The following is a 21501-nucleotide window of genomic DNA, read 5'->3' on the forward strand; positions in this document are numbered from 1 at the left end:
GTTGTTGGGATGCGGCTCGCGCACTCTACGGAGGCGTTGCCGCGCGCGCCATTGGCAAGGTGCCCTGCCGGGCTGTGCATCTGCACAAGGCGGCCGCGGTCAGTGCAGCGACGGATTGGCGCCGCGGCCCAGGCGGCGCTGGCGCAGCGCGAGGTACATCCGCGAGAGCCAGGCCATGTCGTCCAGCCGCGCGCCGAGCAGCGACTCGATGTGCGCGAGCCGGTGCAGCAGCGTGTTGCGGTGGATGCCAAGCGCGGCCGCGGTCGCCTTGTGGTTCTGCCGGTGGTCGAAGTAGCTTTCGAGCGTCTCGAGCAGCGGCGGCTCGGCCGCGAGGGCCGCGATCATCTCGTTGCACAGCGCCGAGACCTCGGAGGACTGGCGCATCAGCGTGTCGAGCGCGAATTCGGAATAGCAGAAGCTGGCGTCGTTGCGGCGCAGGCGCTGCCCCATCTCGATCGCGGCCAGCGCCTGCTCGGCACTGCCGCGCCAGCCCGCGGCGCCCTGCGACGGCAGCCCCAGGCCCGCCGCCTCGATGCTCGGGCGCAGCCGCATCGCCTGCTCGATGCTCGCGAGCAGCCGGCGCTCGCGCGCATCGGCCGCTTCGCCGGCCGGCGCCGGCAGCCAGGCCACCCAGTGGCCGCGATGCAGCGCCAGCGCGACCGGTCCCAGGTCTTCGCGCACCGCCGCGGCCACCGCCTCCAGCACCCGCTCGCCGGCCTCGGGCGTGGTCGGCTCCAGCGGCATCGGCCGCAGCGCCAGCGCCACGTGCGGCTGGTCGGCCTGGATGCCCAGCGCCTGCGCCGCGTCGTCGAAGGCGCCGACCCAGGTCGGATCGAACACCGCCGCCGCCAGCCGGGCCTGCATCTGCGCCTTCCAGCGCATCTCGCGCGTGTGCTCGGCCAGGTAGGCATCGCTCACCGTGCGGCTCAGCAGGTCGCTGTAGTACAGCAGGAAGGGCGAGACGCGGAACAGCACCTCGTCGCACAGCGCGGGATGCGGCCGCACGTGCGCGAGCAGCGCGTCCATGTAGACGCGCGTGCCCGTGCGGTAGGCCTGCAGCAGCGCCGACAGCGAGAGCGCCTGTGCGTGGCGGCGCTGGCTGAAGCGGCCGATCCATTGCAGGTCGTCGTCGTGCGGCTTGTCGCGGATCAGCAGCGCGTCGTACCAGAGTTCCGCGTTGCGCAGGCCGACGCGGTAGACGTCATGCGCGAGCGCCTGGCCGAGCGCGCCGTATTCGGGAATGCTGCCGCGCAGCGTGTCGAGCATGCGCGTCGAGAGGTTCGGGCTGTCGCGGCGCAGTTCGCGGACCAGTCCGCGCAGCCCGAGCGACAGCGGTTCCATCGCGGGCAGGCTCATGCGCTCGGGCGTGGGCGAGTTTTCCATGCGGGATTCGTCTCCATCCATCTCTTCGTGCCGTGCCGCTCGGATGGCGGCTGGCCGCCAGTGTCGGGCGGGGAGGAGAGCGGGCGCAAGAGTGCTTGCCAGAAGCACGACGGGCCGCGTTGCGCGGCCCGGGGTCAGGGGTGTGGAGCGGGTGAAGGGAATCGAACCCTCGTATGAAGCTTGGGAAGCTGCCGTTCTACCATTGAACTACACCCGCATTTCGCAACCCGTTGATTCGCAACGAGTTTTTCGTCTAAGTGCCTGATCTATCGAGGGAATTCCGCCTTTCGACGGGCGCCGGGTTTCCCAAATCAACCCAGCCTCACCCCTATACTCTTAGCTCCTCAGCGTAGGTTTTGGCGTAAGTTTTGGGGAAGAACTACGCCGGGCCTACCCGTCGAGAGCATGCCTGCTCGCCGACGACAGCACGGAGTATAGGTCCATGTTCTTTGACGCTCGCGCCGCCAAGCTGCTCAAGCCTGGCGAGCACCTCGTTGTCGACGGCTGCGACGGCCTGCGGCTCGTGGCCACGGCCTCGAAGCAGACGTGGACCTACCGCTACAAGTCGCCGGCCACCGGGCTGATGAAGCAGACAGCGATCGGCCAGTACCCCAGCATGAAGGCGCCAGAGGCGGCGGCAGCCTGGGATGCGTTGCGCAAGCTGCGGGCTGAGGGGATTGACCCAAAGGATCACCAGCGGCAGAAGCGCAAGCCGGCACCCGAACCTGCGGCAGCCAACGTCTTCACGGTGCGCGACCTGGTTGGGGACTACATCACCGGCCACCTTGAGCAGGAGCGCAAGGAGGAGGGCGCCAAGTCGGCTCGGAGGGCGCTCGAGCGGCTGCTTGAGGAGGAGCCGGCTTTCGCCGAGTCAGCTGCAGCCGCGGTCACCCGCGCGACGTGCTTCGACCTGCTCGAGGCGCGGAAAGCTACGCCGACCGCCGCTCAAAAGCTACGCTCGATGCTCGGCGCCGCCTGGGCTCGCGCGCTGGACTCTGGCCGCCTGGATCAGAACGTGCCGAATTGGTGGCCGGCCGTCCAGAAGGGCAAGCTGAAGAGCAAGGGCAAGATCGTCGGCGGCGAGCACCAGGGGCAGCAGCGCCGGGTGCTGCGGGACGCGGAGCTGGGCACCTTGCTCGTCTGGCTGCCGAACATGCACGAGCTCGGCCGCGACACCATGCAGATGTACCTCTGGACCTGCACCCGCGGCTCAGAGATCCTGTCCATGCGGCCTGAGCACCTGGTGGAGGAAAAGGACGGCTGGTGGTGGACAGTGCCGAAGAAGGCCACGAAGAACGTCCGGATAGCTCAGGCCGTCGACCTTCGCGTGCCGCTGGCCGGCCGTGCGCTGAAGATCGTCATGCGCCGCCTCGATGCAGTCGGGCAGTCGGGCCTCTTGTTCGAAGACGTCCGCGGCGAGCAGTACACGCAGCATGACTTCTCGACCTACATCTATGGGCTGCAGCCGTACTCAAAGAAGGTGGAGCGGCGCGCCGGCGAAGGGTTGGTAGTGCCGGTCGAGGGCTGGACGCCGCACAACCTGCGGCGCACCAGCCGCACGATGCTGGCCGCCCTGGGGTGCCCGACAGACGTCGCCGAAGCGATCCTCGGCCACTTGCCGCCCGTGATCGAGAGCACCTACAACTCTCACACCTACGATGCCGAGCGCCGCCTTTGGCTGACCAAACTGGCGAAGCGCCTCGAGGTGATCGCGCGTCAGGCCGGAGCGCCGGCCCTGCCGTAGCCGCTGTTTTTCGGCGGCAGAAGGTCGGACTCGGGGCGCTCGCGGCCCCAGTTCTCGAGGTCTTCCACCAGCCACGCTGTACGGCCCGCGCTCAGCTTGCGCGGCTTCGGCAGATCCCCGCGGGCTACCAGGTTGTCGAGCGTGCTTTCCGAGATGGCCAGGAACGCAGCAGCGTCGGGGCGGGCGAGGTACAGCGGCCGGATGTGCACGATCGGCGCCGTCGCTGGCTTCTTCGGCCGTTCGAGGTTGTGGACTGCTGCTGTCATCCCTTTTCTCCCTTCTCTTTCCCCTCCCTGATCTGCCGAGCGATGCGCTGCCCTTCGGTGGAGGGGTAGCGGGGTGGCTTGGGTTGGGGCGATGCTGCATAGCCTTTGGCCAAGGTCCAAAGGGCGCACAGCGCGCACGGCGTCCCGGACTTCTCGCCGTTGTGCTCGTCCCAGATTCCGGGCTTCGCGTGGCAGTGCCCGGGCGCCTGGTCGTCGCCATCGTCCAACTGTTCCACGAGGCCGAACAGTAGGCCTCGGATAGGGCCGAATTCCGCATCGAGGCGCAGAGCAACGCGGCGAGCCGTTTCCTCCTTATGCGCGGCCCACGCTGCCTCTTGAGCGCCAGGAGCGTCTCCCTGCCATCCGTAGGTGGAACTCAGGCCATCCTGCGCGATCTGGACGACCTCTCGAGCCAAAGCGATATGTGAATCAGTCATGACTATTCCTTCCGGACTTGGTCGATGTTGTGGATCGTGCGGGCGAGATCGAATGGCTTGCGTTGGAGCTGCCGCATCCAGGGCAGCCAATATCTCCACCGCTCCGCATCCTCCCTGAGCGCCGCAATCTCTGCGTCCCGTGCCTCAAGGGCTGCGAGGATGGTGGTGATGGCCTCGGGGTTTGTGGCGGCGAGGTACATCAAGATGCCGACGCTTGCCTTGATCTCCCCGAAGGCCGGCTTCCAGTCTTCCGGCAGGGCCTTCATTGCGAAGTGGATCGCCTGAATTTCCGGACCGACCGCTTGGGCTCGAGCCGCGTCCCGTGCCTCCCATCCATCGGTGAATCGCCGCAGCTCCTCAGCTACGGCCGGGTCTTGAGCGCTTGCCTTGTACTTCGCTTCGAAGGCGGCGTGGATGTCGTGGGTCATGGCCGCATCTCCTCTGCGAAGCGGCGGGCGAGGGTGACGAGGGCCCGATGTTGAAAGCCGCGCTCCCATACGCGAGTCACTGCGTAGCCGTCATGAATGAGCGACATGCTGGTCACGCGCTCCTCGGAGTGGATCTTCACGAATCCGTGCGGGGTGCGCACTGAACCATAAAACCAGCGTTCGCCGTCCTTGCTCGTGTGCGCCAGAAGGCCATAGCCGTCGGCACGCGATACCTTATTGGTTGTCTCGGTGAAGTCAGTTGCCGGCATCGCCGTTCTCCTTCGTGATCCCCCCGCCGCAGTAGCAGCAGAAGCGGTGGCTGTTCTCTGCGGGGCCGCCGTCGGTGAAGGCGTGGCTCTTGCCGCATGCGGTCTTCCAGTAGCCGTCGGCGTCTGGAGTCCAGGGGCATTCGCGCGCGGTGGGCGAATCGCTCTTGAGCTTCCGAATGGCGGTCTGTGCATCGAATCGAGTCACCTTGTCGCCCTTGAGGCTGAACATGGCGTCGTAGGCTTGCTCCAGCGCCGCATTGGCACGCTGGTCGCCGTAGGCCCGGAGCTGGTCGGCTGTGTAGAGGTCTTCGTACTCGCATTCGGGGCGGTCGTACTTGCGACGACGGCGCTCTGAGTCCGCGTAGGTCCACGGGTAGTGGCCGATCATGCCGGGCTCGCTGCGGAAGCGAGTGCGGAATCCAGCCGGCTCCGGCATCGGCACTTCCTCGAAGGGGGTCATGCGGGGTCCTTTGAGGCAGCGTGCGCGGCATTCGCCTGCGCCAGCTCGCGCGCACAGGACGGGCAGCGCCAGCGCTTCGAGATCTCGAGGAAGGCCCAGGCCTTGGCCTCGGCTTCGGACTGATCGGCAACGGAGCGCTTGCAGCCGTCGCAGCAGCGGATCGGGTCAGCCATCACACCTCCCCCGTCTTCGCTGCCGATGCCTGGAGGGCGGCGGTGTGGGAGAGAGCTCGGCAAGTCCAACCATTGCGTTCGAGCGCCGCGCACTCTTCGGGCGTATCCACGTAGCTGAAGCCGAACCCCGCCACAGGAGCGCGGCACTGCCACGCCACGACCGTGACCGGTTCTCGGCTCGTCTCCCCCGCTTGCGCAGGTGCTGCCGATGCCTGAAGTGCGGCGAGTGCCTCGGCTTCTGTGCGAAATACCTTGCCTTCTTTGAGCCACTGCTCTTGAAACGAACCCGGAATGCCTTCCCAGCGAAACCAGTTATTGAACTCGTAGAACGGGAGCCAGCAAATTGTCCCTACCGGCGGAGCCTCCTGCATGGGCTGCTCCGTGGCGGCCGCAGCAGGTGCTGCCACGGCCGGGGGCGTGAGTGCTGCGCGCTTGCGACCAGCTGCATGACCGGCCTTGAAACCAGCGACGTAGTTCGGGTGCGTCTCGATGAGCCCCAGGACACCGCCGGGCTCCGCCGCCTCCTGCTGCACGGGCGCGGCCTTTGCTGCCATGGGGCCGCCGAGCATCACCATCGAAACGAACGAACCGTCCGGATTCTGGAAGGCCAGTTGACGGCCGCGCTTCAGTTCGATGTGGACCGTCTGGTAGAGGCGTAAGGCCTGCCGCATCAGCGCGGTCTTGCTCAGCTCCTGTTCGGCCGCGAGCGAGGTCAGCACCTCGTCGTGGCGGTCATCGAGGTTCAGGGTCAGCGTGCTCATGCTTGCTCCTTCGGAGGCTGCACGGGCGCGGCCTTTGCGCGATGCTGTTCAAGTGCCTTGCCATCCCAAAAGCCCAACGCCACGAGCTCGTCACCGGCATCGCGGACCGGGTCCTTAGAGTCGCCAACAGCGATGACCTCCAATGCGCGACGCAGGTTGTCGCGCTCCTCGGTCAGCGCCATCCGTTCCTCGTGGGGCTGCACGGGCGCGGGCTGCGCGAGGGCGGCGCCGGCCCGGAAGTAGTGCAGCCCGATTTCATTGTGGTCTGGCGCACGCCCCTTGCACGCGGCCATGTAGGCGGCGGTAAATGCATCCGTCACTCCCCCAGCCGCAGCGGGTGCCGGGGCGGCGTCGCGCGAGGCGGGCGATAGCGGTTGCGCTGCCACTGCGAAGGGAGTGGCTCCGCAATTGCAGGCTCGACCGCCCGAAAGAATGTCGCAGTTTGGCGAGTGGTCGTCCTCTGTTGCGGACGACATGGGCCGAAGTGTGCGCCGCTCATCCTCGCGGCCTGCCGAGTAGGCTTCCCAGTTGAAACCCCGCTGCGCGCAAGCATTGATCTCCTGCTCGCGCGCATCGATAGCGGCCTGCGGCTTCACGGTCTGGAGGGCGGGATCGGTGGTGTCAGCCATTGGCCACCTCGCCTTCGTCGTCGTCCATCTCGACCTCGCCGATGCCTTGGCATTCCGGGCAGTCGCACACGCCGCCGTCCGGGTCGCCAGCCGGATCGAGGCCCGTTCCTTCGCAGAAGGGGCAGGGGATCATTTCGTACTTAGCCATGGTTCTCTCCTTGTGCGGTCAAAATGGGATGTCGTCCGTGAAGCGCGAGAGGCGCCAGCGAAGCGGCTCGGTCAGCGGGTCGATGCCCTGCGGGTGGCGCTCCCAGAGCTCGAAGTAGCGCTCGAGCAGAGCGGGCTTCTCGTCCGACAGGTTGTAGAGAAACCGAGCGAAGAACCGCGCCAGATGGTCGGCCTTGCGGTACTTGGCGCGGGTCCAGCGGAAGCGCTTCACCTCCGCTCTCCCTCGGGTGCGGGTGTCAGGGATGCTGCGGCGCGGCTGGTCATGCAGCCTCCAGCTGAAAATCGGTGATCCGCCGAACGCGATCAACTCCGGTCTGGAAGTAGCTCGCATCCTTCTCCATGCCGAGGAAGCGACGGTCAGTGTTGATGCAGGCCACGGCCGTGGTCGCGCTGCCGAAGCAGTTGTCGAGCACGACGTCGCCCGGGTTGCTGTAAGTGCGCATCAGGTACTCCATCAGCGCGACCGGCTTCTGCGTGGGGTGCAGATTGGACTTCTGCTTGTCGCTGGCGAACTTGAGCACGCTGCGCGGGTAGCGCTCGGTCGAGTCGTAGCCGATGGCGTCGAACTGCTGGCGGCCGTAGGTGGGCGTCGCATCTCGCCGTTTCACTGCGCTTTTGCGCTGGTGGCCACCGGTCTTGATGAAGTTGTATGTTGGCTGCTTGCGGTAAAAGACGAGCACGTTCTCGTGTGCTTTCATGGGTGCCTTCTTCGCATTCAGGTGGCCTGTGGGATGTGTCTTTTCCCAGATCCACTCGTAGCGCAGCATTGGCAGATTCGATGCGCCGAGCACCTTGTCGAAGGGCGTTTGCGCCGTCAGAACAATGGCGCCCTTGCACACGCGCAGGTACTCGGCCCAAAGCGGCTTCAGCGGAATCACGCTGTCCCATTTGTTGCGCGTGGTCCCATAGGGAAGATCGGCCAGCACAAGGTCGATGCTCTGGTCCGGCACGCTTGGCAGGAGGTCGAGACAATCCCCGCGCAGGAGTCGAATGCGGCCGTCCAGCATCTCCCGCTCACCCATGGCGGGCTCCCGTGGCAGAGGCGAGTTCAATCTCATCCGGCGACACGCAGAACGCGCGGTCCGTGATGTGCTCGTGCGAGACCGAGATGCAGTTGAGGTAACCGAAGGACACGCGTCGCACGATCAGCGTTTCGCCCTTCCGAGCGCAGAGCTCGACGCCCATGCCGTCATCGGTGAGGTCGTTCTCGCATTCCACGAGAGTGACGACCTTGTCGCCGACGGCGAACGCCGGGGCTTCTGGGGTGTGCACCTTGCTCATGCCTTCTTCTCCTCGGATGGGGAGGAGGGGAGGGGCTGCCAGTGGGTGATATCCCCGTCCTCGACCGTCTCGCGAGGGCGCGTTCCCGTGTAGGCCACGTAGACGCGACGGCCACGTTGACGGTCGCCGTACTGCCGGCCGTGGGCAATGATGTGTGTGATGTACGGAGGCATCTGCTCCTTCACATCGATCCACCCCTGCCCCTGCGCCACAGCCTTGGGGGCGGCACGCTCTCCATTGACTGGTCGGCGCCGGTTCAGCAGGTCCGCGCAAGCGTGGAAGGTCTTGTCGTCCAGCCGAATGGCGTTGCCGAGAAAGCCCGTCAGGCCGTCGGGGTCTTCGTAGCACTGCGTGCCGTTCTCGTAGGCATCGAACAGGTGCTCCAGAAGGTCGAGTGCGAGATCCTCGTCCGCCCCTGCCTGCGCTTCTGGTGGGGTGGGGCGGGAGAGGGCTTCGACAGCAGATTGAAACTGCGCGTGGCTCGTGAAGAAGATGTTGCCGTCGCTGTGCACGATGCCGCCAGCAGCACGGATGACGTCGGTCAGAGATTGGGATGGGGAGGGCATGGGTGTCACGCCGCTTGCTTCGATTGCACCGACTCGATGTGAGCCACCAGGGCGGCGCAGATGTGCGCGAAGTCGGCCTCGTGGTACAGCACTGCAGCGCGCTCGCGGCCCGCGGGCTCGAAGCCGATCGACCGCAGGAAGTCAGCCGTCAGGTTGAAGCCGAGGCGCGTGCCCAGCTTGCCGAGGCTCAGCGTGGGCGCAGTCGTTGGGGCCACCGCCGGCGCGACGGCAACGCGGACCGGCATCGGGATCACGGCCGGCGCCGTAGCCGCAACCGCAGCAGGAGCGGCGGCGGGCGTTTCGACGACTGCCAGACGCGCCGCTTCTTCGGCCTTGCGCTTCTCTTCCTTCGCCTTGAAGTCGGCGACGCGGAACTGCACCAGGGCCGCGAAGTCGTCCTGCTGCTTGAGGACGATGGCCCCGAGGTCCGGGAACAGGGACGAGTGGTCGGCCGCTTCTGCCTCGATGTGCTTGATGTTCGCGGCGATGCGGTCGGCCGTGGCGCTGGCTTCGATCTTGGCGTTCGCGAGCACCACGCTGACCGCATCGCGCATGCTGTCGATATTCTTCTTGCCCTTGATGGCGCCGCCGAAGTCGGCCGCGATGGCGGGCATGTAGGCCTTGCCGAGGCGCTCGTTCAGGCCGTTGATGTGATTGCGTAGAGCGATGACACCTTCGGCCACGATGTCGCCGCGCCGGCGTTCCTTCTCGGCCGTCACCAGCTTGTCGAGTTCCTTGCGCTTTTCGTCCAGCAGATCGACGATGTAGTCGACCGCGCGGAACACTTCATCGATGCTCTGGGCTTCGGCCTGCGCTGCCAGCTTCGCCTGCTTGAGGTTTGCAGCCCCTTCCTTGAAGGCCTTCACGGTCGCCTCGGCATCGGCGAAGTCCTGATCCGTTTCGAGCTTGGTCTTGACGGCTTCGATGCGCGCGAGGGCGACTTCGCGGTAGGCGTCGAGGTTGCTGCTCAGCACGCGGCCTTCGACGCGAATCACCAGGGCCGGCAAAGCTTCGATGGCCTGGGCAACAGGCGCGGCTGCCTTCTCGGCTGGCACGTAGACGGCGAGGTCGGCGGCGAACTGGGCCCAGCCTGCGGCGATGTCGTCGGCCAGATGCTGATTCGATTCGTACCAGCAGTGACGCTCCTCGATCAGCGTCTCGTCGTCCGCCCATTTCGACGCCATGAACAGGATGCGGGATGCACCCGACACCATGCACTGCTGCTCCATCTGGATCTGGTACTCCATCGGGAGGTCGGTGCCAGTGCAGTCCGGCACCATGGCCGCGCGGAGCGCATCGTTCAGGGTCTTGTGCTCGAAGCCGATCGACTCATCCATCGTCAGGCCGTCGAAGGATGCGGACAGTTCGCCTTCGGTGCCGACGACGGGATACAGGTCTTCGCCGATGATCAGTTCGCCGAGCGGGCGTGCCAGTGCCTCGAAGCGGTGGCCGCTGTCGAAGCGGCGCTGCGTAGCTGCGTCAACGTCGGCCGACAAGCCGGTCTTGAGCTCGTGCATGAGCTGCGTGCGCGACTTGTACTTGGAGAAGCCCATCATGGCCGGCGCATCGCTGGCGTTGAAGTGCGTGGCGCGATGGGCCTTCCACTCGGGCGATCCTTGGGCGAGGTCGAGGGTCTTCATGCTGCTTGCTCCATCTGGACGTTGAACTTGATCGAGCGCAGGGTCTGGACCTGGGCATCGGAGGGCGCGCCCTTCGTGGAGAGGGTCGCGATGATCTGGTCGGCGGTCTTCTTGCCGCTCTCGATGAGGCTGCGCCAGGCGGGCAGGTTCTTGTCGAAGCCCTCCTGCGGGTAGGCGGGCGGGGCCGGCGGAGCAGGTGGGGGCGGCGGCGGGGTGGCTGCGCCGTGTGCACCGTCGTTGTCCGGCAGGATCTCGTCCTTGACAGCTAGACCGGTGATCATCAGCAGCGTGTAGCGCGACAGGTAGGTCGCCGTCGACATCGCCTGCTGGATGTTGTTCTTGTTGCCGCTGGAGTCGAGCGGGCCGTCGAGCTCCACGGATTCGCTGTGGCCCTGCTCGTGCGTCAACGTGCAGGTCACGTGCACGCGGTCGCCCTTGCGTTGCGGGTTCCACGAGTGGCTGATGCCGACCGTCGCGAGGCCTTCGATGATGGCCTCGGCCACATTCCCGAGCGTGGCGTGCCAGTAGTCGGTCGCCGCGCCGCCGTTCTTCGCGTCGAAGTAGACCCGCTTGTCCTTGAGGATCTTGGGCGGGTTCTTCTTGAACTGGGCCATCGCGGCAACGAAGGCCTTCTTGGCTTCGCCGGCCTCGAACTCGCGCTGCAGCGCCAGGATGTCGCGCATCTGGTCGATGGTGCCGCCGGCCTTGAGGAAGGCGAGGGCGTTGCCCATGGGGCCCGTGGTCGGCGCGGCGAGTTCGCGGCTCGACTGCAGTGCGGGGGCGCTGTAGCCATGGCGGTCGGTGTCGACAAGGTCGAGTGACAGTTCAGCGGTTGCGGTGTTCATGGTCTTCGTCTCAGGGATAGATGACAGAGAAGGCGCCGCCAGCAAGGGCGACGAGAAGGGTGATGGCGAAGAGCGCGATAGCGGTGGCGCTGATCCGGCTCTCGGTGTCGGCGGCGTAGTCACCGATGGGGCTGTAGAGGTCGTTCACTGGTCGGCCTCCTCGGCGGCGATCGCATCCACCACCGAAAGCTCGGTCAGGAACTGCGTCTCCGTCTCGCTGTGCTGGTGCTCGAGGTAAGCGCAGAGGAACAGAAGCACGAAGCAGGCGGCGATGCTCAGCGCCCAGGTCACGACGGTGTGCTTGAGCTTGTTCATGCCGGAACCGCCTTGCGGTCTTCGATGCGCTTCTGCAGCACGCCGATTGCCTTGCACAGAGCGTTGAACTCAGCGCTGTAGGGCGTGGTGACACGCGCCATTTCGCGCAGCTTTGCGACTGCTTCTTCGTCGGTGATGTAGGGCGTGCTCACTTGGCACCGCCTTCCTGGCCGGTGGCCTTGGCGATGGCGGCGCGGAGGTTGCAGTGCGCGCAGGCGGGCCCGCCGCCCCAGTGCTTGCCCGGCACGTCATCGGGGCGGTTGTCCCAGCACGGGTTGAGCGCGTCGCACTGACAATACAGCTTGGGCCGCATGGCGCGATCTGCGTTGCGTGCCTCGTGGTAGGTCATCGCGACGACAGCACGGGCCGCCGTCAGAAGGTCCGGTGCGCGGGGAGCGGCAGCAGGACAGCCGCAGCCAGGGAAGGCGCAGTCGCCATCACCCGACCGGCAATCCACCGCGCTGAGAGCCAAGCCGTCGCGGGCGCGGACGCCGGGCCTCCCGTACAGACCCGCCGGCGTGTGCGCGGCGCTCATGCGGACCTCCTCGAAGCACGATCACCAGCTTCTTCCACGAGGGACAGCAGACGAGCACCGATGAAGACGGGATTGCCCGTGCGCACAGCAGCCAGCAGGTCGTCATCGCAGGCGATGTCGCCGAGTTGCGTGGCGGACAGGTCGCGCATGAAAGCGGCGCGCGCATCGGCGGCGCGGTGCTTGTGTTCGCGGTCGCCTGCGTCAGAGGTCTTGTCGATCGAGCGGCCGAAGAAGTTGCGACCGACCTTCCAGCCGCGGCGCTCGTCCACCAGGTCGACCGTCAGCTGCAACTCTTGCTCTGGCATCGGCCGGCGCAAGACTTCTGCGAAGTTGGGAGCGTTCAATCTCATCTCCATGGTTTGCTGCTGGGGCGCAGCGCATGGAGAAAGTTTAGTGAACTAAATTGCCGATAGCAAGTGGACTAAACAATAACCGTATAGTCCACTAAACTAATCGCCCGGCATCATGTGCCGATGGACATAACAAACCTTGCTGGCGACAAGATCGGCCGGCTGCGCCTAGCGCTAGCCCCGACAAGGGCTGGGTGATGGACCGGCCGCCACGCTGGGGCGAGCCTGCGGAAGAGCTCGGCAAGCAACTGGGCATTCGGGTGGGCGAAGTCCCGCCGATCTCGCTTGGTCGCAGCCGGCCGGCAGTGCAGGGCGCGAAAGGTGAAATCGCGAAGGCGCTCAAGGCCGCGGGAGGGCGCTGGGACGCGCGTGACAAAGCGCTGGTGTTCGGCAGTTGGCCAACGCTTGAGGCGGTGCTGCGAGCGCTCCTGGAGCGCGAAGGATGCGGTGACTAATGAACCTGGCGCATCAGCACACTCATAGGCATAGCTCGAGTGAGTGATCCAAGGATTCCAATTTCGTGCATCGCGCGCTCTGCGTCTTTGCGATCATCCACGATGACAAGCGGATGCAGATCCATGCCTGCTGGTCCATTCTGTACGTCGCCGGCTTTCCTTAGCGCTGAGCCCGTACTCGAAGCCTTAGGCGGGATCACGTCGATCAGATCGGTGCCGTGCCGCATGTCGAATTTGTGCAAAGAGCCCGATGCGCCGCTTACCTCTGGATGCCGCAGGAAGTATGCAGCGGGGTTCCTGGCGACGATGAACGGTTCGGCTTCCGCGGCAAGGTCATGAAGAGGCGCGCGCTCGTTCATTTGAGCGCTAGCCCAATTTGAAACCGCAAGCAGGCCGCTAACCGCCTGCGCGAACGCAAACGGCGCCTTTTCAGCAGAGACCATCCTTCGAAAATCTCCGACTTTTGACAGTGTCAGCCCGAAAGAAGAAACAACATCGCGCAGCTTGTTCAGTCGAGCGCCGTGTTCGATATCCACACCCATTGAGATCAGGTGCATCACGGTGTCGCCGTTGTCTGAGATCAAGAGCTGTTGCCCTTCTTCCGCGATGTAAAGAACAATCGCGGAACCGTCAAAAAACGCGAAGGGCGTGGCCACTTCAAGCACGGCTCCGCCATGGAGGCCTCGGACCTCTCGGCAGTCATAGCGCGACAGTGAGTGTGCCCAGCTGCAGCTGATCATGGAAAAGGGATGCCGGAGGGGGCAGTGATGTTGCATCGAAGCAAGAACCACTGGAGCCCAGCGTTCCAGTCATTGCAGTTTATCCAGTTCTCAGTGACTGGGTAGGTCGCATCCCCGACGTGCTCGTGCGGGCCGAAAATCACCTGCGCATCATCGACATGGCTCTTCTTCTGGGCTGGACAGATCTCGAGTTGGTAAAGCCTTGGTTCAAACATCGGTGACTGCCACATCAGCGTGTAGAGCATCAAGCAAGCGTCTGTGATGATTGGCGCCTTCACTTCGAGGCGCACAGTCATCCCGGGCAGCGTGATCTGCTGCTCATCCATCAGCGGACACACCAAAACACGACTGCCGGCATGGTTCGGTCGGGCCTGCCACGAGGTCGTTTGGAGCACCAATTTTCGGGTGCTCATTGCTCCTAGCGCTTGGGTGTACGAGTAGCGTTGGCCCATTGCGTGTGCGGTGACAGGTTGTCGTTTGAAGGCTTAGGCTCTAGGTATCTGGCTCTCGCTGAGGGGCGTCACCGCTCAACCAGATCGACGAACTCTGAAGCAGGGTCGTCGGCAGATTGGCAGGCCGTTCGCAAGACTGCAATGCGGGCCTTCCCAAGCCCTGGCGCCTGAGTCAGTCGCGAGTCTGCCGCTTGAGAGATCGCCGCAGGGGTTGTCAGCCCCGTTTCCCAGAGTGCGGCGATAGCGGTTGAGGGCAGGCCTTTCACCGTCTCAAGGAACGGCGGGAAGAACCGATTGACGATCGCTTGACGGCCGCCGAGCTTGCCGCACGTCCCAGCCCAATGGTCCGTGCGGAGGAAAGCCTTGAGCATGTCGCGGCGGCGCAGGAGACCTTCGCCCCCCTCAACGATCATGCGCACGGCTTTTAGGAAGACGAGGAACTCGCCTCCGTCGGCTGGGACGGGGCCGATCTCTGAGGCCATGTCACCGATCGGAAGTTCGTCAATGTCAATGCCGAGCTCGCGGAAAGTTGCGGTCCGCGGCGACCACACGCCCTCAAAACCGTATCTTGGAGAGTAAGGGACGGGGGCATCCCGATCTACGTAGACCCGGTGGTGTACCAATGCCCTTAAGGGTGTGCGAAGTTGCAGAGTGGCCACGAACTCATAGCCTCGGATCATTTGCCCCTCACGAGAGACATCAGCTCAGCAGTTGGCGCATGTCCAGCAGGAAGTAAGGCCCGCGCGATTCGATTGATCCCGCGAAAGCCACGCGAGCGCGATTGGGCACTATCACCATGAGCTGGTAGGGGCGGCGCGCGGCCTCAAAAACAATCTCTCTGCGAGTTGGAGTGTTGGGGTTGATCGTCTGCCCGATCGCCGTGCGACCAGGCTTTTGCATGTTGATCATTGCCGTGTGCACATCGGCCGGGTCGTAGATTGCTCCAGTGTCGTCAGTCAACCTGAAGATGGGCTGGAAGTGGAGGGGCAACGGCGCACCGGTGGTGTTCGTCATGGTGACGTCTACGATCACGAAGTTGCTGCCACGAGTGGGCTGGTTGAGCCAGTTGGTGAACGAGTCGGCGCTTCGCACGGCCGTAAATTCGAAGACCAGGCCATTGAATGTGACGGGGCTCCCCCAGGTGTACGTAGGGGCTACAGGGGTCGAGGCCGGCCCCTTTGTCGGCTGGGCGCAACCAGCGAAGATTGATGCAAGGCAGGCAAATGCCAGTCGTCTGTTCACGCCGCTCTCACTCCTAGATTTTTTTTCCGTTCCAGCAGAAGACGACCTTCCCGAGCACGCTCACCGGGTTGGAGCCGTCGAGGACGCCCACCGTGCGCACCGCGGGGTTGTCGCTGGTGATTTCGTACTTGCCATCGATCTGCTGCGTCACTCTCTTGATGTAGATCCGGTCGTTTGCCTCAAGGACGTAGACGCCATCGATCTTGGGCTCCTGCACCCCAGCATCGATCAAAAGGATGTCTCCATCGGAAAACGTCGGCTCCATCGAGTCGCCGTACCCGTGAATGAACCTCAGATTCTTCAGGTGGGTGAGGGGACGGATGGTCTTCGCAACCCAGTCGGGCGAGACGGTCAGGCGCCCGACAACGACGTCGTCTGGCAGTTGCTCCGAGCCAGGCCCCATCGAGCCGGTCTGCGAGAGGACAGGCACCGAAAGACCGTCGAATCCAGGCAGGTAGAGCGATGTGCGGCGGTCCACGAGCACGGCTTCTTTGAACTCGTCCGAGTCCATGCGAGCCTCGAGCGCGAGTTCAGAGGCCCCGCCCTTGTCCACCAGCTTCGGGCCCTTGCCATTCGCCAGCCAGCCGGCGCGATATCCGGTTGACGCTTCAAGACTTGCCGCGGTGTCTGCCTTGATGCTCTTGATCGTGCCGTCCAGCCACTGAGAAACCGCCCCAGGGGTCTTGCCTGTGTCGCGCGCGAGCTCGGCCGGCGTCTTGCCAGACGCGTCCATTGCCTCGCGAATTCTGTCGCTTAGTGCCATGGCGGGCATTAAGCCACCTAAATAGTTTAGTTGACTGTATGCAGCGGTCTTTAGTGGACTGACTATGTTTAGTCCACTATATTGTCTTCCCATGAAGACTTCAGTTGCCACCGAGAAGGCCGGAACCGCCGCAGCGCTGGCCCGTTTGCTCGACATCACACCAGGCGCGGTATCCCAGTGGGGCGAGGACGTTCCAGAAACGCGGGTTTGGCAGTTGAAGGTGCTGCGACCCGAATGGTTCGAGGCGGAGCCCAAGTCTAAGCGCGCACTCGCAAAGGCAGAGGAGGGCGCATAGATGCCAGACCTCATCCAGACTTTGCGCGCGGCCTTCGGCTTCAAGCGCGTGCCGACGGATCTCAACGATGGCGGTGCCGCGTTCGCTGGCTTCCTGAACTTCGCCTCCGGTAACTCCGAGGCGGCGCGCAATCTTCAGGCGCAGTGGTTCGCCGAGTCGGGCCGGGTGCGGCGGCTGGACATGGCCGCATCCGTCGAGGACACCGGCGAGTTCATCGACTGGCTGATCGCCAACCAGTGGGGCGAAGACGGCGCGGTCGAAGTCGCTTCCGTCACGGTGCATTGAGCTATGTGCCCCCTCGTCACCGAACTCCCTCCCGGCGTGAAGGCGCTGCTGCTCCTCGGCGTGGTCATCGTGATGGTGATCTTCATCGGCCTTCTCTACGACGACAAGGACCGCAGGGCGCGCAAGGACCGTCTGCAGTCCGGCTACAGCGGCGTCGAACGCGCTGACCCAACCGCGTGCGCTGCCTTGCTGCATCGCGACCGCGGCGCCACCAAGCACCCCAGCGCGTAGCGCGCTCTTGTTCGTCTTCTCTTCCATTCCTGCATTGCATCGCGTTCGCTGCATTGCAACAACCTCCACCGACAAGGAAAACGGATATGGCTCCCCAGGTTCTCTCCGCGATCGTGCTGATCGTGAAGCACTTCCCAGGAGGTCTCGACGCGCTGGCCGAACTGCTCGACAAGCCGCGCGAGACGCTGCGCAAGGAGCTGAGCGATGACCCGAAGTTCAAGCTCGGACTCGCTACAGCGATCCGCATTTCGGAGGAGGCGATCCGCGTGAAGTCGATGCACTGCTATGCGTTCATCAACGCGATCGCCTCCAGCGCCGGCGGCTTCATCCGCTTGCCCGTGGTGGAGATGTCGGGCCCGGTGTGCGTGCAGCGCAGCATGTCGGAGGTGATCAAGGAGATGTCGGATGTCGTGACCAGCACGATCGAGGGCGACGCCGACGGTGTTTTCTCGGACAACGACCGAGACCGGTCCCTGGCTGAGATCGGCCACGCTCGCGAAGCACTGCAGCGTCACGAGCAGAACATCCTGCGCAAGCACGCGGCCGGCAAGCCGGCGCATCTGAGGGCTGCGTGATGGCGCTCATGACCACTGCGCGAGAACGCCTTACCGACTGCGCTCCCTTCGAGTGCCCGGTGTGCGGAAAGAGCTTCGCTGGCTACGACGAAACGCCCTACGAATTCCCCGGCACAGCCGTTTCCGACGCCGACGAAATCCACCACGCAGCGCATTGCTGTCTCTGGAAAACACACGACCACGCCGCGCGCGTGCGCATCGCCGAACGCGTCGAGGCGGGTGCGAACTGGGCAGACGCCATTGATGGAGAGTCCAAATGACCGAGACAGTCGAGTTCGTCAACATCTTCGGCGACAAGGTTGACACGACCAAGCGCGTGAAGCTCGCAAAGCGCGAGTCCAACGCGCCCGAGAAGTATCACAAGGGCTGGCGCGTTGTCGGCGTCTCGCCCGAAGCCGTGGTGGCTGCTCGCCAAGATCGCGAGCGCTCGATCGCCGTCGCGAACAAGCGGAACGCAGACATCGACGCCGGTCTCTCGCGTCTCTCCAAGGTGATGGTCCCGCTGCCTTTCGATGAGGCCGAGTGGATCAAGATCGCACCGCTCAAGCCCGCGAGATCGAAGCCTTTCGAGGTCCCGGAGGCGGCGCAACTGTGCTTCGACATGGCTAAGAAGCAGGGGTGGCACCGCGTCGAACTGCGCGTGCTGTCCAAGGGGGAGTAGTGACCCTCAACGCCACCCTATCCGAAGCAGCGAAGGCCGCGGGCCAGCAGCTGACGCTCGACGTCCACGGCGAGTGGAAGACCCTCGTGCTATCCGAACTGCGCGGCTGGCTTGCCATCCGCAAGGCCTCTGGCGTCACCCACATGACGATGGAGGAGTTCCGCCACGTCGCGATCAATCAGCCTGTCTCGCACCAGTCCTGGGGCGCCATCACCACCGCGGTGAAGAACCTGGGCCTGATCGAGTTCGACGGTTATCAGCGCGCGGCCAGCGTGAAGACGCACGCGCACCCGGTGGTTCGCTGGAGGATCGTCTAGTGGCCGGCGACTGGATCAAGATGCGATCGGACCTGCGCAGACACCCGAAGGTTGTCCGCATGGCGTCCGCATTGAATGCGGACAGATTCCGTATCGTCGGCGGACTGCATGCGGTCTGGAGCCTGTTCGACGAGCAGACAGAAGACGGCCTGCTGGAGGGGTACAGCCCCCAGGCGCTGGACGAGGAGATCTCGTGGCCGGGATTTGCCGCTGCCATGCAGGCCATCGGCTGGCTCGAATACGACCCGGAACTGGGTCTTCTGGCGCCCGAGTTCGACGAGCACAACGGGCAGTCTGCCAAGCGGCGGGCACAAGAGACCAAGCGCAAGCGTAAGGAGCGCGCAGAGGACAAAGAGGCGCAGGACGATGGACATTCGTCCGCATCTGGTGCGGACAAGAAGCGGACAAAAAGCGGTCTAGATAAGAGAGAAGAGTCTTCTTCACTACGTTCAGAAGACACGGCCGAGTTCGAGCTCGCATGGCAGGCATACCCGCGTCGGCCGGGTGCATCGAAGGCTGACTCGTTCAAGGCTTGGCGCGCGCGCCGGAAGGCCGGCGTTGCCGCAGCCGAGCTACTGGCCGGCGTGCAGCGCTACGCGGCCTTCTGTGTGGCCTGCCGGACCGAGGCGCAGTTCATCAAGCAGCCGGCGACGTTCTTCGGGCCCGGTGAGCACTACCTCGCGGACTGGACTCCGCCGCCTCCCGGGGCTGCGGTCCGACAAGCCCACGGCGCCCCCAAGCACGCCGGCGCCGCCGCTGCCATCTTCGACATGGACCGCCAGGAGGTCATCGATGCTTAAGCCCATCGCAGTCAACGCCGAGCAGTTCACCTCGGCCCAGCAGCAGCCCGACGAGTCCGTGGTCAACAACGTGTTCAAGGTGATGCACGGGTACTACGGGAATCTGTTCCTGAACAAGTTCGCGTCGGGGGTGCTCGACAGCCGCGGCCGAGACATGGGCGTGGGAAGCGCGCGCACGGTGTGGGCGTTCAAGCTACGCCGCTTCGCTGAGTCGACGGTCGTCCTGGCCCTTGACCGCTGCGAAGAGCGTCATCCGCAGTTCCCGCCCAGCCTGCCTGAGTTCGTCGCTCTGTGCGCCGCGTGCGAGCCGCGCAAGGCCTACACCTTCGAGAACGCCATTGGCATGAGCGACACGTTGCGCAGCCGGTATTCGGCGCAGGCCCGGGCGATCAACGAGAAGCACGCGGAGCGCGCTCGCCGCCGCACCACCGGGTTCCGGCCGCTTCCGTGCGGACTGGACGGTCTCAAGCAGGCGATTGCGGCTGCCGTGGGCGAGGCGGGCGGCGACGAAGCGGGCGAGCTTCTGCGGCTTGATCGCGTGCTGGGGGCGCACGGATGACCCGCATCGAATTTGAGCGCGCCGAAGCGCATGCCCTGCTGGACCGGGTTCGCCTCGGCGAGCCGGCGCCCATGGCGCAGATCAACCGCGCCCTTCGCATCCTGGGTGACCTGATCGGCCTTCGGCAGTTCACGGACGACGGTGAGCCGATCCAGTCCCTGAGGAAGCGCTCATGACCGAAGGCGCCTACCTCATGGAAAAGATCCGCTCCCGCTGCGTGGAGGAGGGCGACTGCCTCCTCTGGCCGGGCGCGATCAACGACCGCGGGCCGGTCGCAACCGTCGCGCAGAAGCAGCTTTCACTGCGCCGCGTGGTGTGGGAGCACGCCCATGGTCGGGCGTGGCAGTCGGATCGTGTGGCCTCGGTCAGTTGCGAGAACGCGAACTGCCTGAACCATGAGCACATCGTGCCGGTGACGCGATCGCATCTGGTCTCCCGCACGAACAAGCGTCACAACACCATAGCCCGCGCGGCGCGCGTGGCCGCCAGCAAGCGCAAGACGAGCAAGTTGAGCGATGCCGGCGTGCTCGACATCCGCACATCCGAGGAGCGCACCGAGGTGCTCGCCAAGCGATGGGACGTCAGCGAGGCCTACGTCCGCATGCTCAAGCGCAACGAGTTCCGCCGCGACTTCAGCAGCCCGTATCACCAACTGCAGGGAAGGGGCGCCAATGCATGACCCTCGACCAACACTTATCCCATCTTCTCTGGCTGATGGAGGAGAACCCGGAGGCCTGGAAGGCGCACTGCTGGCACCGAGCGCAGGAACTGGCGAAGCGGCCGGAGCTCGCGGACCTGCCGCAGATGCTGACGGACGCCATGCGCGCCAGGGCCATCGATACGACTACCGAGGTGCCGACGTGATCTCGCTGAACTCTGGCCCGGTGGCCCGCGTGGTCTACGTCGATCCGACCTGGGAGTGGTGCTCGCCGCCGATCCTGGTGGATGCGGCCGAGCTCGTGCCGCTGCCCATGCGCTACTTCCACAACCAGGTGCCCGCATGAAAGCCATCCTCGTTCGCACCCCTCAAGGCCTGCGCGGCGCCACGCCCGCAGACCAGGACGCATGGTCCAAGTTCCGCCGCCGGCTCGAGACGATGAAGCCCGGGAAGTGGCTCCGCTTCGAGTTCTCCAGTCCGCGCAACGGCCGACATCACCGCAAGTTGATGGCCCTGCTGCAGCTCGTTGCCGAGAACAGCGAGACCTACAACACGGTCGAGAAGGCGCTGGTGGCTGTGAAGCTGGTCACCGGGCACTTCGACCTGATGGCCGACCCAAAGACCGGCGAGATCGTCCAGGTTCCGAAGTCCGTGAGCTATGAGGCCATGGGCCAGGAGGACTTCGACGTCTTCTACAGCTCAGCAATCGACGGCGTGCTGCAGCACATCTTGCCGACTATGGACGAGGCGACCGCTAACCGGCTCATGGACATGATCGTGGAGGGCTGGGCATGAGTTGGCAAAACCTACCAGTCGACACGTTCCTCGACCTCCTAGGCGATATGCCGGATTTCGAGGCCGTGGAGGAGTTGGACACGAGGTTGCAGCGAGTCAAGGATGACCGCAGAGCCCTCGGCGAAAAGGCTGGCGTCCACGACGTCCGCGAGGCTCTGAATCTCGAGGAAGACACGCTACGGCGCTTTCGCACCAAGGTCGTGAATCGGATCGAGCAGCGCAAGTGGAGCAAGGCCGTTCGCGCTGTCTACGGCGAAGAAGGTCTTGAGCGCTGCCTGGCTTGGATGCGGACTGCACCTGAGAACGAGGTGAAGGCAATTGCAAGTCGCAGGAAGTGGGGCAAGGAATGATCGCCGGAACAATCCTGCTGTGCTGCTTCATGGTGATGGCCGGAAAGAGCGAGATGGCCTTCTTCGTGTTCTT

43 protein-coding genes and 1 tRNA gene are annotated in these 21501 nt (G+C 64.7%); 17 read left to right on the forward strand and 27 right to left on the reverse strand.

Annotation, left to right across the window (positions count from 1 at the left end; all coding sequences use genetic code 11):
* Positions 1–99: 99 nt before the first annotated feature.
* Positions 100–1383 carry a PucR family transcriptional regulator gene (locus ACODT0_RS38505; protein WP_057595721.1) on the reverse strand — a complete coding sequence of 428 codons (1284 nt, stop codon included), beginning with the start codon at positions 1381–1383 and terminating at the stop codon, positions 100–102.
* 143 nt (positions 1384–1526) lie between these two features.
* Positions 1527–1600, reverse strand: a tRNA-Gly gene (locus ACODT0_RS38510).
* Positions 1601–1825: 225 nt separating this feature from the next.
* Between ACODT0_RS38510 and ACODT0_RS38515 the strand changes: the two genes are divergently transcribed.
* On the forward strand, positions 1826–3127 hold the full coding sequence (locus tag ACODT0_RS38515; protein WP_489043706.1) for a tyrosine-type recombinase/integrase: 1302 nt from the start codon (positions 1826–1828) through the stop codon (positions 3125–3127).
* On the opposite strand, the gene ACODT0_RS38520 is transcribed toward ACODT0_RS38515, so the two are convergent.
* The 20 genes from ACODT0_RS38520 to ACODT0_RS38615 are packed head-to-tail and all read right to left on the reverse strand — an operon-like array spanning position 3100 to position 12244.
* Positions 3100–3393 carry a helix-turn-helix transcriptional regulator gene (locus ACODT0_RS38520; RefSeq protein WP_489043707.1) on the reverse strand — a complete coding sequence of 98 codons (294 nt, stop codon included), beginning with the start codon at positions 3391–3393 and terminating at the stop codon, positions 3100–3102. The genes ACODT0_RS38515 and ACODT0_RS38520 overlap by 28 nt on opposite strands.
* On the reverse strand, positions 3390–3830 hold the full coding sequence (locus ACODT0_RS38525; protein ID WP_489043708.1) for a hypothetical protein: 441 nt from the start codon (positions 3828–3830) through the stop codon (positions 3390–3392). The genes ACODT0_RS38520 and ACODT0_RS38525 overlap by 4 nt, the downstream gene beginning before the upstream one ends.
* Before the next feature lie 2 nt (positions 3831–3832).
* Entirely contained in the window at positions 3833–4258 is a 426-nt protein-coding gene (locus ACODT0_RS38530) for a hypothetical protein (RefSeq protein ID WP_489043710.1), read from the reverse strand.
* Positions 4255–4527: a hypothetical protein gene (locus ACODT0_RS38535; protein WP_489043711.1), complete on the reverse strand. Its 273-nt coding sequence runs from the start codon at positions 4525–4527 to the stop codon at positions 4255–4257. The genes ACODT0_RS38530 and ACODT0_RS38535 overlap by 4 nt, the downstream gene beginning before the upstream one ends.
* Entirely contained in the window at positions 4514–4987 is a 474-nt protein-coding gene (locus ACODT0_RS38540; RefSeq protein ID WP_489043712.1) for a hypothetical protein, read from the reverse strand. The genes ACODT0_RS38535 and ACODT0_RS38540 overlap by 14 nt, the downstream gene beginning before the upstream one ends.
* Complete coding sequence (locus tag ACODT0_RS38545) at positions 4984–5160, reverse strand: hypothetical protein (protein WP_489043713.1); 177 nt, start codon at positions 5158–5160, stop codon at positions 4984–4986. The genes ACODT0_RS38540 and ACODT0_RS38545 overlap by 4 nt, the downstream gene beginning before the upstream one ends.
* Positions 5160–5921: a hypothetical protein gene (locus tag ACODT0_RS38550; RefSeq protein ID WP_489043714.1), complete on the reverse strand. Its 762-nt coding sequence runs from the start codon at positions 5919–5921 to the stop codon at positions 5160–5162. The genes ACODT0_RS38545 and ACODT0_RS38550 overlap by 1 nt, the downstream gene beginning before the upstream one ends.
* Positions 5918–6550, reverse strand: a complete 633-nt coding sequence (locus ACODT0_RS38555; protein ID WP_489043715.1) for a hypothetical protein — start codon at positions 6548–6550, stop codon at positions 5918–5920. The genes ACODT0_RS38550 and ACODT0_RS38555 overlap by 4 nt, the downstream gene beginning before the upstream one ends.
* Entirely contained in the window at positions 6543–6698 is a 156-nt protein-coding gene (locus ACODT0_RS38560; RefSeq protein WP_489043716.1) for a hypothetical protein, read from the reverse strand. Before ACODT0_RS38560 ends, ACODT0_RS38555 begins: the two co-directional genes overlap by 8 nt.
* A gap of 18 nt (positions 6699–6716) precedes the next feature.
* Entirely contained in the window at positions 6717–6929 is a 213-nt protein-coding gene (locus ACODT0_RS38565; protein ID WP_489043717.1) for a hypothetical protein, read from the reverse strand.
* A 49-nt stretch (positions 6930–6978) separates the two neighbouring features.
* Positions 6979–7740 (reverse strand): DNA-methyltransferase, encoded by a 762-nt coding sequence (locus tag ACODT0_RS38570; RefSeq protein WP_489043718.1) that lies wholly within the window; start codon positions 7738–7740, stop codon positions 6979–6981.
* A complete protein-coding gene (locus ACODT0_RS38575) occupies positions 7733–7999 on the reverse strand; it encodes a hypothetical protein (RefSeq protein WP_489040693.1) in 267 nt (88 codons plus the stop codon). The genes ACODT0_RS38570 and ACODT0_RS38575 overlap by 8 nt, the downstream gene beginning before the upstream one ends.
* Positions 7996–8565 (reverse strand): DUF551 domain-containing protein, encoded by a 570-nt coding sequence (locus ACODT0_RS38580; protein ID WP_489043719.1) that lies wholly within the window; start codon positions 8563–8565, stop codon positions 7996–7998. The genes ACODT0_RS38575 and ACODT0_RS38580 overlap by 4 nt, the downstream gene beginning before the upstream one ends.
* A gap of 5 nt (positions 8566–8570) precedes the next feature.
* On the reverse strand, positions 8571–10205 hold the full coding sequence (locus ACODT0_RS38585; RefSeq protein ID WP_489043720.1) for a YqaJ viral recombinase family protein: 1635 nt from the start codon (positions 10203–10205) through the stop codon (positions 8571–8573).
* The gene (locus ACODT0_RS38590; RefSeq protein ID WP_489043721.1) at positions 10202–11050 is read right to left on the reverse strand and encodes an ERF family protein; all 849 of its coding nucleotides are present in this window, start codon (positions 11048–11050) and stop codon (positions 10202–10204) included. Before ACODT0_RS38590 ends, ACODT0_RS38585 begins: the two co-directional genes overlap by 4 nt.
* Positions 11051–11060: 10 nt before the next feature.
* Positions 11061–11198, reverse strand: a complete 138-nt coding sequence (locus ACODT0_RS38595; protein WP_489043722.1) for a hypothetical protein — start codon at positions 11196–11198, stop codon at positions 11061–11063.
* Positions 11195–11365 (reverse strand): hypothetical protein, encoded by a 171-nt coding sequence (locus tag ACODT0_RS38600; protein ID WP_489043723.1) that lies wholly within the window; start codon positions 11363–11365, stop codon positions 11195–11197. The genes ACODT0_RS38595 and ACODT0_RS38600 overlap by 4 nt, the downstream gene beginning before the upstream one ends.
* The gene (locus ACODT0_RS38605; RefSeq protein ID WP_489043724.1) at positions 11362–11517 is read right to left on the reverse strand and encodes a hypothetical protein; all 156 of its coding nucleotides are present in this window, start codon (positions 11515–11517) and stop codon (positions 11362–11364) included. The genes ACODT0_RS38600 and ACODT0_RS38605 overlap by 4 nt, the downstream gene beginning before the upstream one ends.
* Positions 11514–11900, reverse strand: coding sequence for a hypothetical protein (locus ACODT0_RS38610; RefSeq protein ID WP_489043725.1), 387 nt, complete (start codon positions 11898–11900; stop codon positions 11514–11516). The genes ACODT0_RS38605 and ACODT0_RS38610 overlap by 4 nt, the downstream gene beginning before the upstream one ends.
* Positions 11897–12244, reverse strand: coding sequence for a hypothetical protein (locus tag ACODT0_RS38615; RefSeq protein WP_489043726.1), 348 nt, complete (start codon positions 12242–12244; stop codon positions 11897–11899). The genes ACODT0_RS38610 and ACODT0_RS38615 overlap by 4 nt, the downstream gene beginning before the upstream one ends.
* A 203-nt stretch (positions 12245–12447) precedes the next feature.
* On the opposite strand from ACODT0_RS38615, the gene ACODT0_RS38620 reads away from it, so the two are divergent.
* Entirely contained in the window at positions 12448–12705 is a 258-nt protein-coding gene (locus tag ACODT0_RS38620; protein ID WP_489043727.1) for a hypothetical protein, read from the forward strand.
* On the opposite strand, the gene ACODT0_RS38625 is transcribed toward ACODT0_RS38620, so the two are convergent.
* The 5 genes from ACODT0_RS38625 to ACODT0_RS38645 all read right to left on the reverse strand — a co-directional run bounded on the left by ACODT0_RS38625 (position 12702) and on the right by ACODT0_RS38645 (position 15902).
* Entirely contained in the window at positions 12702–13370 is a 669-nt protein-coding gene (locus tag ACODT0_RS38625; protein ID WP_489043728.1) for a DUF1828 domain-containing protein, read from the reverse strand. The genes ACODT0_RS38620 and ACODT0_RS38625 overlap by 4 nt on opposite strands.
* Before the next feature lie 71 nt (positions 13371–13441).
* Positions 13442–13858 carry a hypothetical protein gene (locus tag ACODT0_RS38630; RefSeq protein WP_489043729.1) on the reverse strand — a complete coding sequence of 139 codons (417 nt, stop codon included), beginning with the start codon at positions 13856–13858 and terminating at the stop codon, positions 13442–13444.
* A gap of 107 nt (positions 13859–13965) precedes the next feature.
* Positions 13966–14379, reverse strand: a complete 414-nt coding sequence (locus ACODT0_RS38635) for a helix-hairpin-helix domain-containing protein (RefSeq protein WP_489043730.1) — start codon at positions 14377–14379, stop codon at positions 13966–13968.
* Between the two features lie 217 nt (positions 14380–14596).
* Entirely contained in the window at positions 14597–15139 is a 543-nt protein-coding gene (locus ACODT0_RS38640) for a DUF4352 domain-containing protein (protein ID WP_489043731.1), read from the reverse strand.
* Positions 15140–15152: 13 nt separating this feature from the next.
* Entirely contained in the window at positions 15153–15902 is a 750-nt protein-coding gene (locus tag ACODT0_RS38645; RefSeq protein WP_489043732.1) for a LexA family transcriptional regulator, read from the reverse strand.
* Between the two features lie 91 nt (positions 15903–15993).
* Between ACODT0_RS38645 and ACODT0_RS38650 the strand changes: the two genes are divergently transcribed.
* The 15 genes from ACODT0_RS38650 to ACODT0_RS38720 all read left to right on the forward strand — a co-directional run bounded on the left by ACODT0_RS38650 (position 15994) and on the right by ACODT0_RS38720 (position 21428).
* A complete protein-coding gene (locus ACODT0_RS38650) occupies positions 15994–16197 on the forward strand; it encodes a Cro/CI family transcriptional regulator (RefSeq protein ID WP_489043733.1) in 204 nt (67 codons plus the stop codon).
* Positions 16198–16482 (forward strand): hypothetical protein, encoded by a 285-nt coding sequence (locus ACODT0_RS38655; protein WP_489043734.1) that lies wholly within the window; start codon positions 16198–16200, stop codon positions 16480–16482.
* Between the two features lie 36 nt (positions 16483–16518).
* On the forward strand, positions 16519–16713 hold the full coding sequence (locus ACODT0_RS38660) for a hypothetical protein (protein ID WP_489043735.1): 195 nt from the start codon (positions 16519–16521) through the stop codon (positions 16711–16713).
* 86 nt (positions 16714–16799) lie between these two features.
* On the forward strand, positions 16800–17288 hold the full coding sequence (locus ACODT0_RS38665) for a phage regulatory CII family protein (RefSeq protein WP_489043736.1): 489 nt from the start codon (positions 16800–16802) through the stop codon (positions 17286–17288).
* Complete coding sequence (locus ACODT0_RS38670) at positions 17288–17548, forward strand: hypothetical protein (protein WP_489043737.1); 261 nt, start codon at positions 17288–17290, stop codon at positions 17546–17548. The genes ACODT0_RS38665 and ACODT0_RS38670 overlap by 1 nt, the downstream gene beginning before the upstream one ends.
* Positions 17545–17949: a hypothetical protein gene (locus ACODT0_RS38675; RefSeq protein ID WP_489043738.1), complete on the forward strand. Its 405-nt coding sequence runs from the start codon at positions 17545–17547 to the stop codon at positions 17947–17949. Before ACODT0_RS38670 ends, ACODT0_RS38675 begins: the two co-directional genes overlap by 4 nt.
* A complete protein-coding gene (locus tag ACODT0_RS38680; RefSeq protein ID WP_489043739.1) occupies positions 17949–18266 on the forward strand; it encodes a hypothetical protein in 318 nt (105 codons plus the stop codon). The genes ACODT0_RS38675 and ACODT0_RS38680 overlap by 1 nt, the downstream gene beginning before the upstream one ends.
* Positions 18266–19066 carry a hypothetical protein gene (locus tag ACODT0_RS38685; protein ID WP_489043740.1) on the forward strand — a complete coding sequence of 267 codons (801 nt, stop codon included), beginning with the start codon at positions 18266–18268 and terminating at the stop codon, positions 19064–19066. Before ACODT0_RS38680 ends, ACODT0_RS38685 begins: the two co-directional genes overlap by 1 nt.
* Positions 19059–19625: a hypothetical protein gene (locus tag ACODT0_RS38690; RefSeq protein WP_489043741.1), complete on the forward strand. Its 567-nt coding sequence runs from the start codon at positions 19059–19061 to the stop codon at positions 19623–19625. Before ACODT0_RS38685 ends, ACODT0_RS38690 begins: the two co-directional genes overlap by 8 nt.
* On the forward strand, positions 19622–19801 hold the full coding sequence (locus ACODT0_RS38695) for a hypothetical protein (protein WP_489043743.1): 180 nt from the start codon (positions 19622–19624) through the stop codon (positions 19799–19801). Before ACODT0_RS38690 ends, ACODT0_RS38695 begins: the two co-directional genes overlap by 4 nt.
* On the forward strand, positions 19798–20304 hold the full coding sequence (locus ACODT0_RS38700) for a hypothetical protein (RefSeq protein WP_489043744.1): 507 nt from the start codon (positions 19798–19800) through the stop codon (positions 20302–20304). Before ACODT0_RS38695 ends, ACODT0_RS38700 begins: the two co-directional genes overlap by 4 nt.
* Positions 20301–20489, forward strand: a complete 189-nt coding sequence (locus ACODT0_RS38705) for a hypothetical protein (protein ID WP_489043745.1) — start codon at positions 20301–20303, stop codon at positions 20487–20489. The genes ACODT0_RS38700 and ACODT0_RS38705 overlap by 4 nt, the downstream gene beginning before the upstream one ends.
* Complete coding sequence (locus tag ACODT0_RS38710; protein WP_489043746.1) at positions 20486–20629, forward strand: hypothetical protein; 144 nt, start codon at positions 20486–20488, stop codon at positions 20627–20629. The genes ACODT0_RS38705 and ACODT0_RS38710 overlap by 4 nt, the downstream gene beginning before the upstream one ends.
* On the forward strand, positions 20626–21078 hold the full coding sequence (locus ACODT0_RS38715) for a hypothetical protein (RefSeq protein ID WP_489043747.1): 453 nt from the start codon (positions 20626–20628) through the stop codon (positions 21076–21078). The genes ACODT0_RS38710 and ACODT0_RS38715 overlap by 4 nt, the downstream gene beginning before the upstream one ends.
* On the forward strand, positions 21075–21428 hold the full coding sequence (locus ACODT0_RS38720) for a hypothetical protein (RefSeq protein WP_489043748.1): 354 nt from the start codon (positions 21075–21077) through the stop codon (positions 21426–21428). The genes ACODT0_RS38715 and ACODT0_RS38720 overlap by 4 nt, the downstream gene beginning before the upstream one ends.
* The last annotated feature ends 73 nt before the right edge of the window (positions 21429–21501 follow it).

It is taken from the genome of Variovorax sp. FG153 (genome assembly GCF_057809595.1).

What these genes read in the sequence shown, in the direction of transcription:
- ACODT0_RS38635 (WP_489043730.1), bottom strand. Translation starts at nt 14,379, where the DNA reads ATGGCCTCAGAGATCGGCCCCGTCCCAGCCGACGGAGGCGAGTTCCTC.
- ACODT0_RS38715 (WP_489043747.1), top strand. Translation starts at nt 20,626, where the DNA reads ATGAAAGCCATCCTCGTTCGCACCCCTCAAGGCCTGCGCGGCGCCACG.
- ACODT0_RS38670 (WP_489043737.1), top strand. Translation starts at nt 17,288, where the DNA reads ATGGCGCTCATGACCACTGCGCGAGAACGCCTTACCGACTGCGCTCCC.
- ACODT0_RS38600 (WP_489043723.1), bottom strand. Translation starts at nt 11,365, where the DNA reads ATGAACAAGCTCAAGCACACCGTCGTGACCTGGGCGCTGAGCATCGCC.
- ACODT0_RS38570 (WP_489043718.1), bottom strand. Translation starts at nt 7,740, where the DNA reads ATGGGTGAGCGGGAGATGCTGGACGGCCGCATTCGACTCCTGCGCGGG.
- ACODT0_RS38655 (WP_489043734.1), top strand. Translation starts at nt 16,198, where the DNA reads ATGCCAGACCTCATCCAGACTTTGCGCGCGGCCTTCGGCTTCAAGCGC.
- ACODT0_RS38535 (WP_489043711.1), bottom strand. Translation starts at nt 4,527, where the DNA reads ATGCCGGCAACTGACTTCACCGAGACAACCAATAAGGTATCGCGTGCC.
- ACODT0_RS38585 (WP_489043720.1), bottom strand. Translation starts at nt 10,205, where the DNA reads ATGAAGACCCTCGACCTCGCCCAAGGATCGCCCGAGTGGAAGGCCCAT.
- ACODT0_RS38580 (WP_489043719.1), bottom strand. Translation starts at nt 8,565, where the DNA reads ATGCCCTCCCCATCCCAATCTCTGACCGACGTCATCCGTGCTGCTGGC.
- ACODT0_RS38530 (WP_489043710.1), bottom strand. Translation starts at nt 4,258, where the DNA reads ATGACCCACGACATCCACGCCGCCTTCGAAGCGAAGTACAAGGCAAGC.
- ACODT0_RS38505 (WP_057595721.1), bottom strand. Translation starts at nt 1,383, where the DNA reads ATGGAAAACTCGCCCACGCCCGAGCGCATGAGCCTGCCCGCGATGGAA.
- ACODT0_RS38610 (WP_489043725.1), bottom strand. Translation starts at nt 11,900, where the DNA reads ATGAGCGCCGCGCACACGCCGGCGGGTCTGTACGGGAGGCCCGGCGTC.
- ACODT0_RS38545 (WP_489043713.1), bottom strand. Translation starts at nt 5,160, where the DNA reads ATGGCTGACCCGATCCGCTGCTGCGACGGCTGCAAGCGCTCCGTTGCC.
- ACODT0_RS38700 (WP_489043744.1), top strand. Translation starts at nt 19,798, where the DNA reads ATGACCGAAGGCGCCTACCTCATGGAAAAGATCCGCTCCCGCTGCGTG.
- ACODT0_RS38560 (WP_489043716.1), bottom strand. Translation starts at nt 6,698, where the DNA reads ATGGCTAAGTACGAAATGATCCCCTGCCCCTTCTGCGAAGGAACGGGC.
- ACODT0_RS38620 (WP_489043727.1), top strand. Translation starts at nt 12,448, where the DNA reads ATGGACCGGCCGCCACGCTGGGGCGAGCCTGCGGAAGAGCTCGGCAAG.
- ACODT0_RS38705 (WP_489043745.1), top strand. Translation starts at nt 20,301, where the DNA reads ATGACCCTCGACCAACACTTATCCCATCTTCTCTGGCTGATGGAGGAG.
- ACODT0_RS38630 (WP_489043729.1), bottom strand. Translation starts at nt 13,858, where the DNA reads ATGAGCACCCGAAAATTGGTGCTCCAAACGACCTCGTGGCAGGCCCGA.
- ACODT0_RS38550 (WP_489043714.1), bottom strand. Translation starts at nt 5,921, where the DNA reads ATGAGCACGCTGACCCTGAACCTCGATGACCGCCACGACGAGGTGCTG.
- ACODT0_RS38555 (WP_489043715.1), bottom strand. Translation starts at nt 6,550, where the DNA reads ATGGCTGACACCACCGATCCCGCCCTCCAGACCGTGAAGCCGCAGGCC.
- ACODT0_RS38720 (WP_489043748.1), top strand. Translation starts at nt 21,075, where the DNA reads ATGAGTTGGCAAAACCTACCAGTCGACACGTTCCTCGACCTCCTAGGC.
- ACODT0_RS38675 (WP_489043738.1), top strand. Translation starts at nt 17,545, where the DNA reads ATGACCGAGACAGTCGAGTTCGTCAACATCTTCGGCGACAAGGTTGAC.
- ACODT0_RS38645 (WP_489043732.1), bottom strand. Translation starts at nt 15,902, where the DNA reads ATGGCACTAAGCGACAGAATTCGCGAGGCAATGGACGCGTCTGGCAAG.
- ACODT0_RS38575 (WP_489040693.1), bottom strand. Translation starts at nt 7,999, where the DNA reads ATGAGCAAGGTGCACACCCCAGAAGCCCCGGCGTTCGCCGTCGGCGAC.
- ACODT0_RS38690 (WP_489043741.1), top strand. Translation starts at nt 19,059, where the DNA reads ATGCTTAAGCCCATCGCAGTCAACGCCGAGCAGTTCACCTCGGCCCAG.
- ACODT0_RS38525 (WP_489043708.1), bottom strand. Translation starts at nt 3,830, where the DNA reads ATGACTGATTCACATATCGCTTTGGCTCGAGAGGTCGTCCAGATCGCG.
- ACODT0_RS38520 (WP_489043707.1), bottom strand. Translation starts at nt 3,393, where the DNA reads ATGACAGCAGCAGTCCACAACCTCGAACGGCCGAAGAAGCCAGCGACG.
- ACODT0_RS38695 (WP_489043743.1), top strand. Translation starts at nt 19,622, where the DNA reads ATGACCCGCATCGAATTTGAGCGCGCCGAAGCGCATGCCCTGCTGGAC.
- ACODT0_RS38540 (WP_489043712.1), bottom strand. Translation starts at nt 4,987, where the DNA reads ATGACCCCCTTCGAGGAAGTGCCGATGCCGGAGCCGGCTGGATTCCGC.
- ACODT0_RS38515 (WP_489043706.1), top strand. Translation starts at nt 1,826, where the DNA reads ATGTTCTTTGACGCTCGCGCCGCCAAGCTGCTCAAGCCTGGCGAGCAC.
- ACODT0_RS38590 (WP_489043721.1), bottom strand. Translation starts at nt 11,050, where the DNA reads ATGAACACCGCAACCGCTGAACTGTCACTCGACCTTGTCGACACCGAC.
- ACODT0_RS38650 (WP_489043733.1), top strand. Translation starts at nt 15,994, where the DNA reads ATGAAGACTTCAGTTGCCACCGAGAAGGCCGGAACCGCCGCAGCGCTG.
- ACODT0_RS38665 (WP_489043736.1), top strand. Translation starts at nt 16,800, where the DNA reads ATGGCTCCCCAGGTTCTCTCCGCGATCGTGCTGATCGTGAAGCACTTC.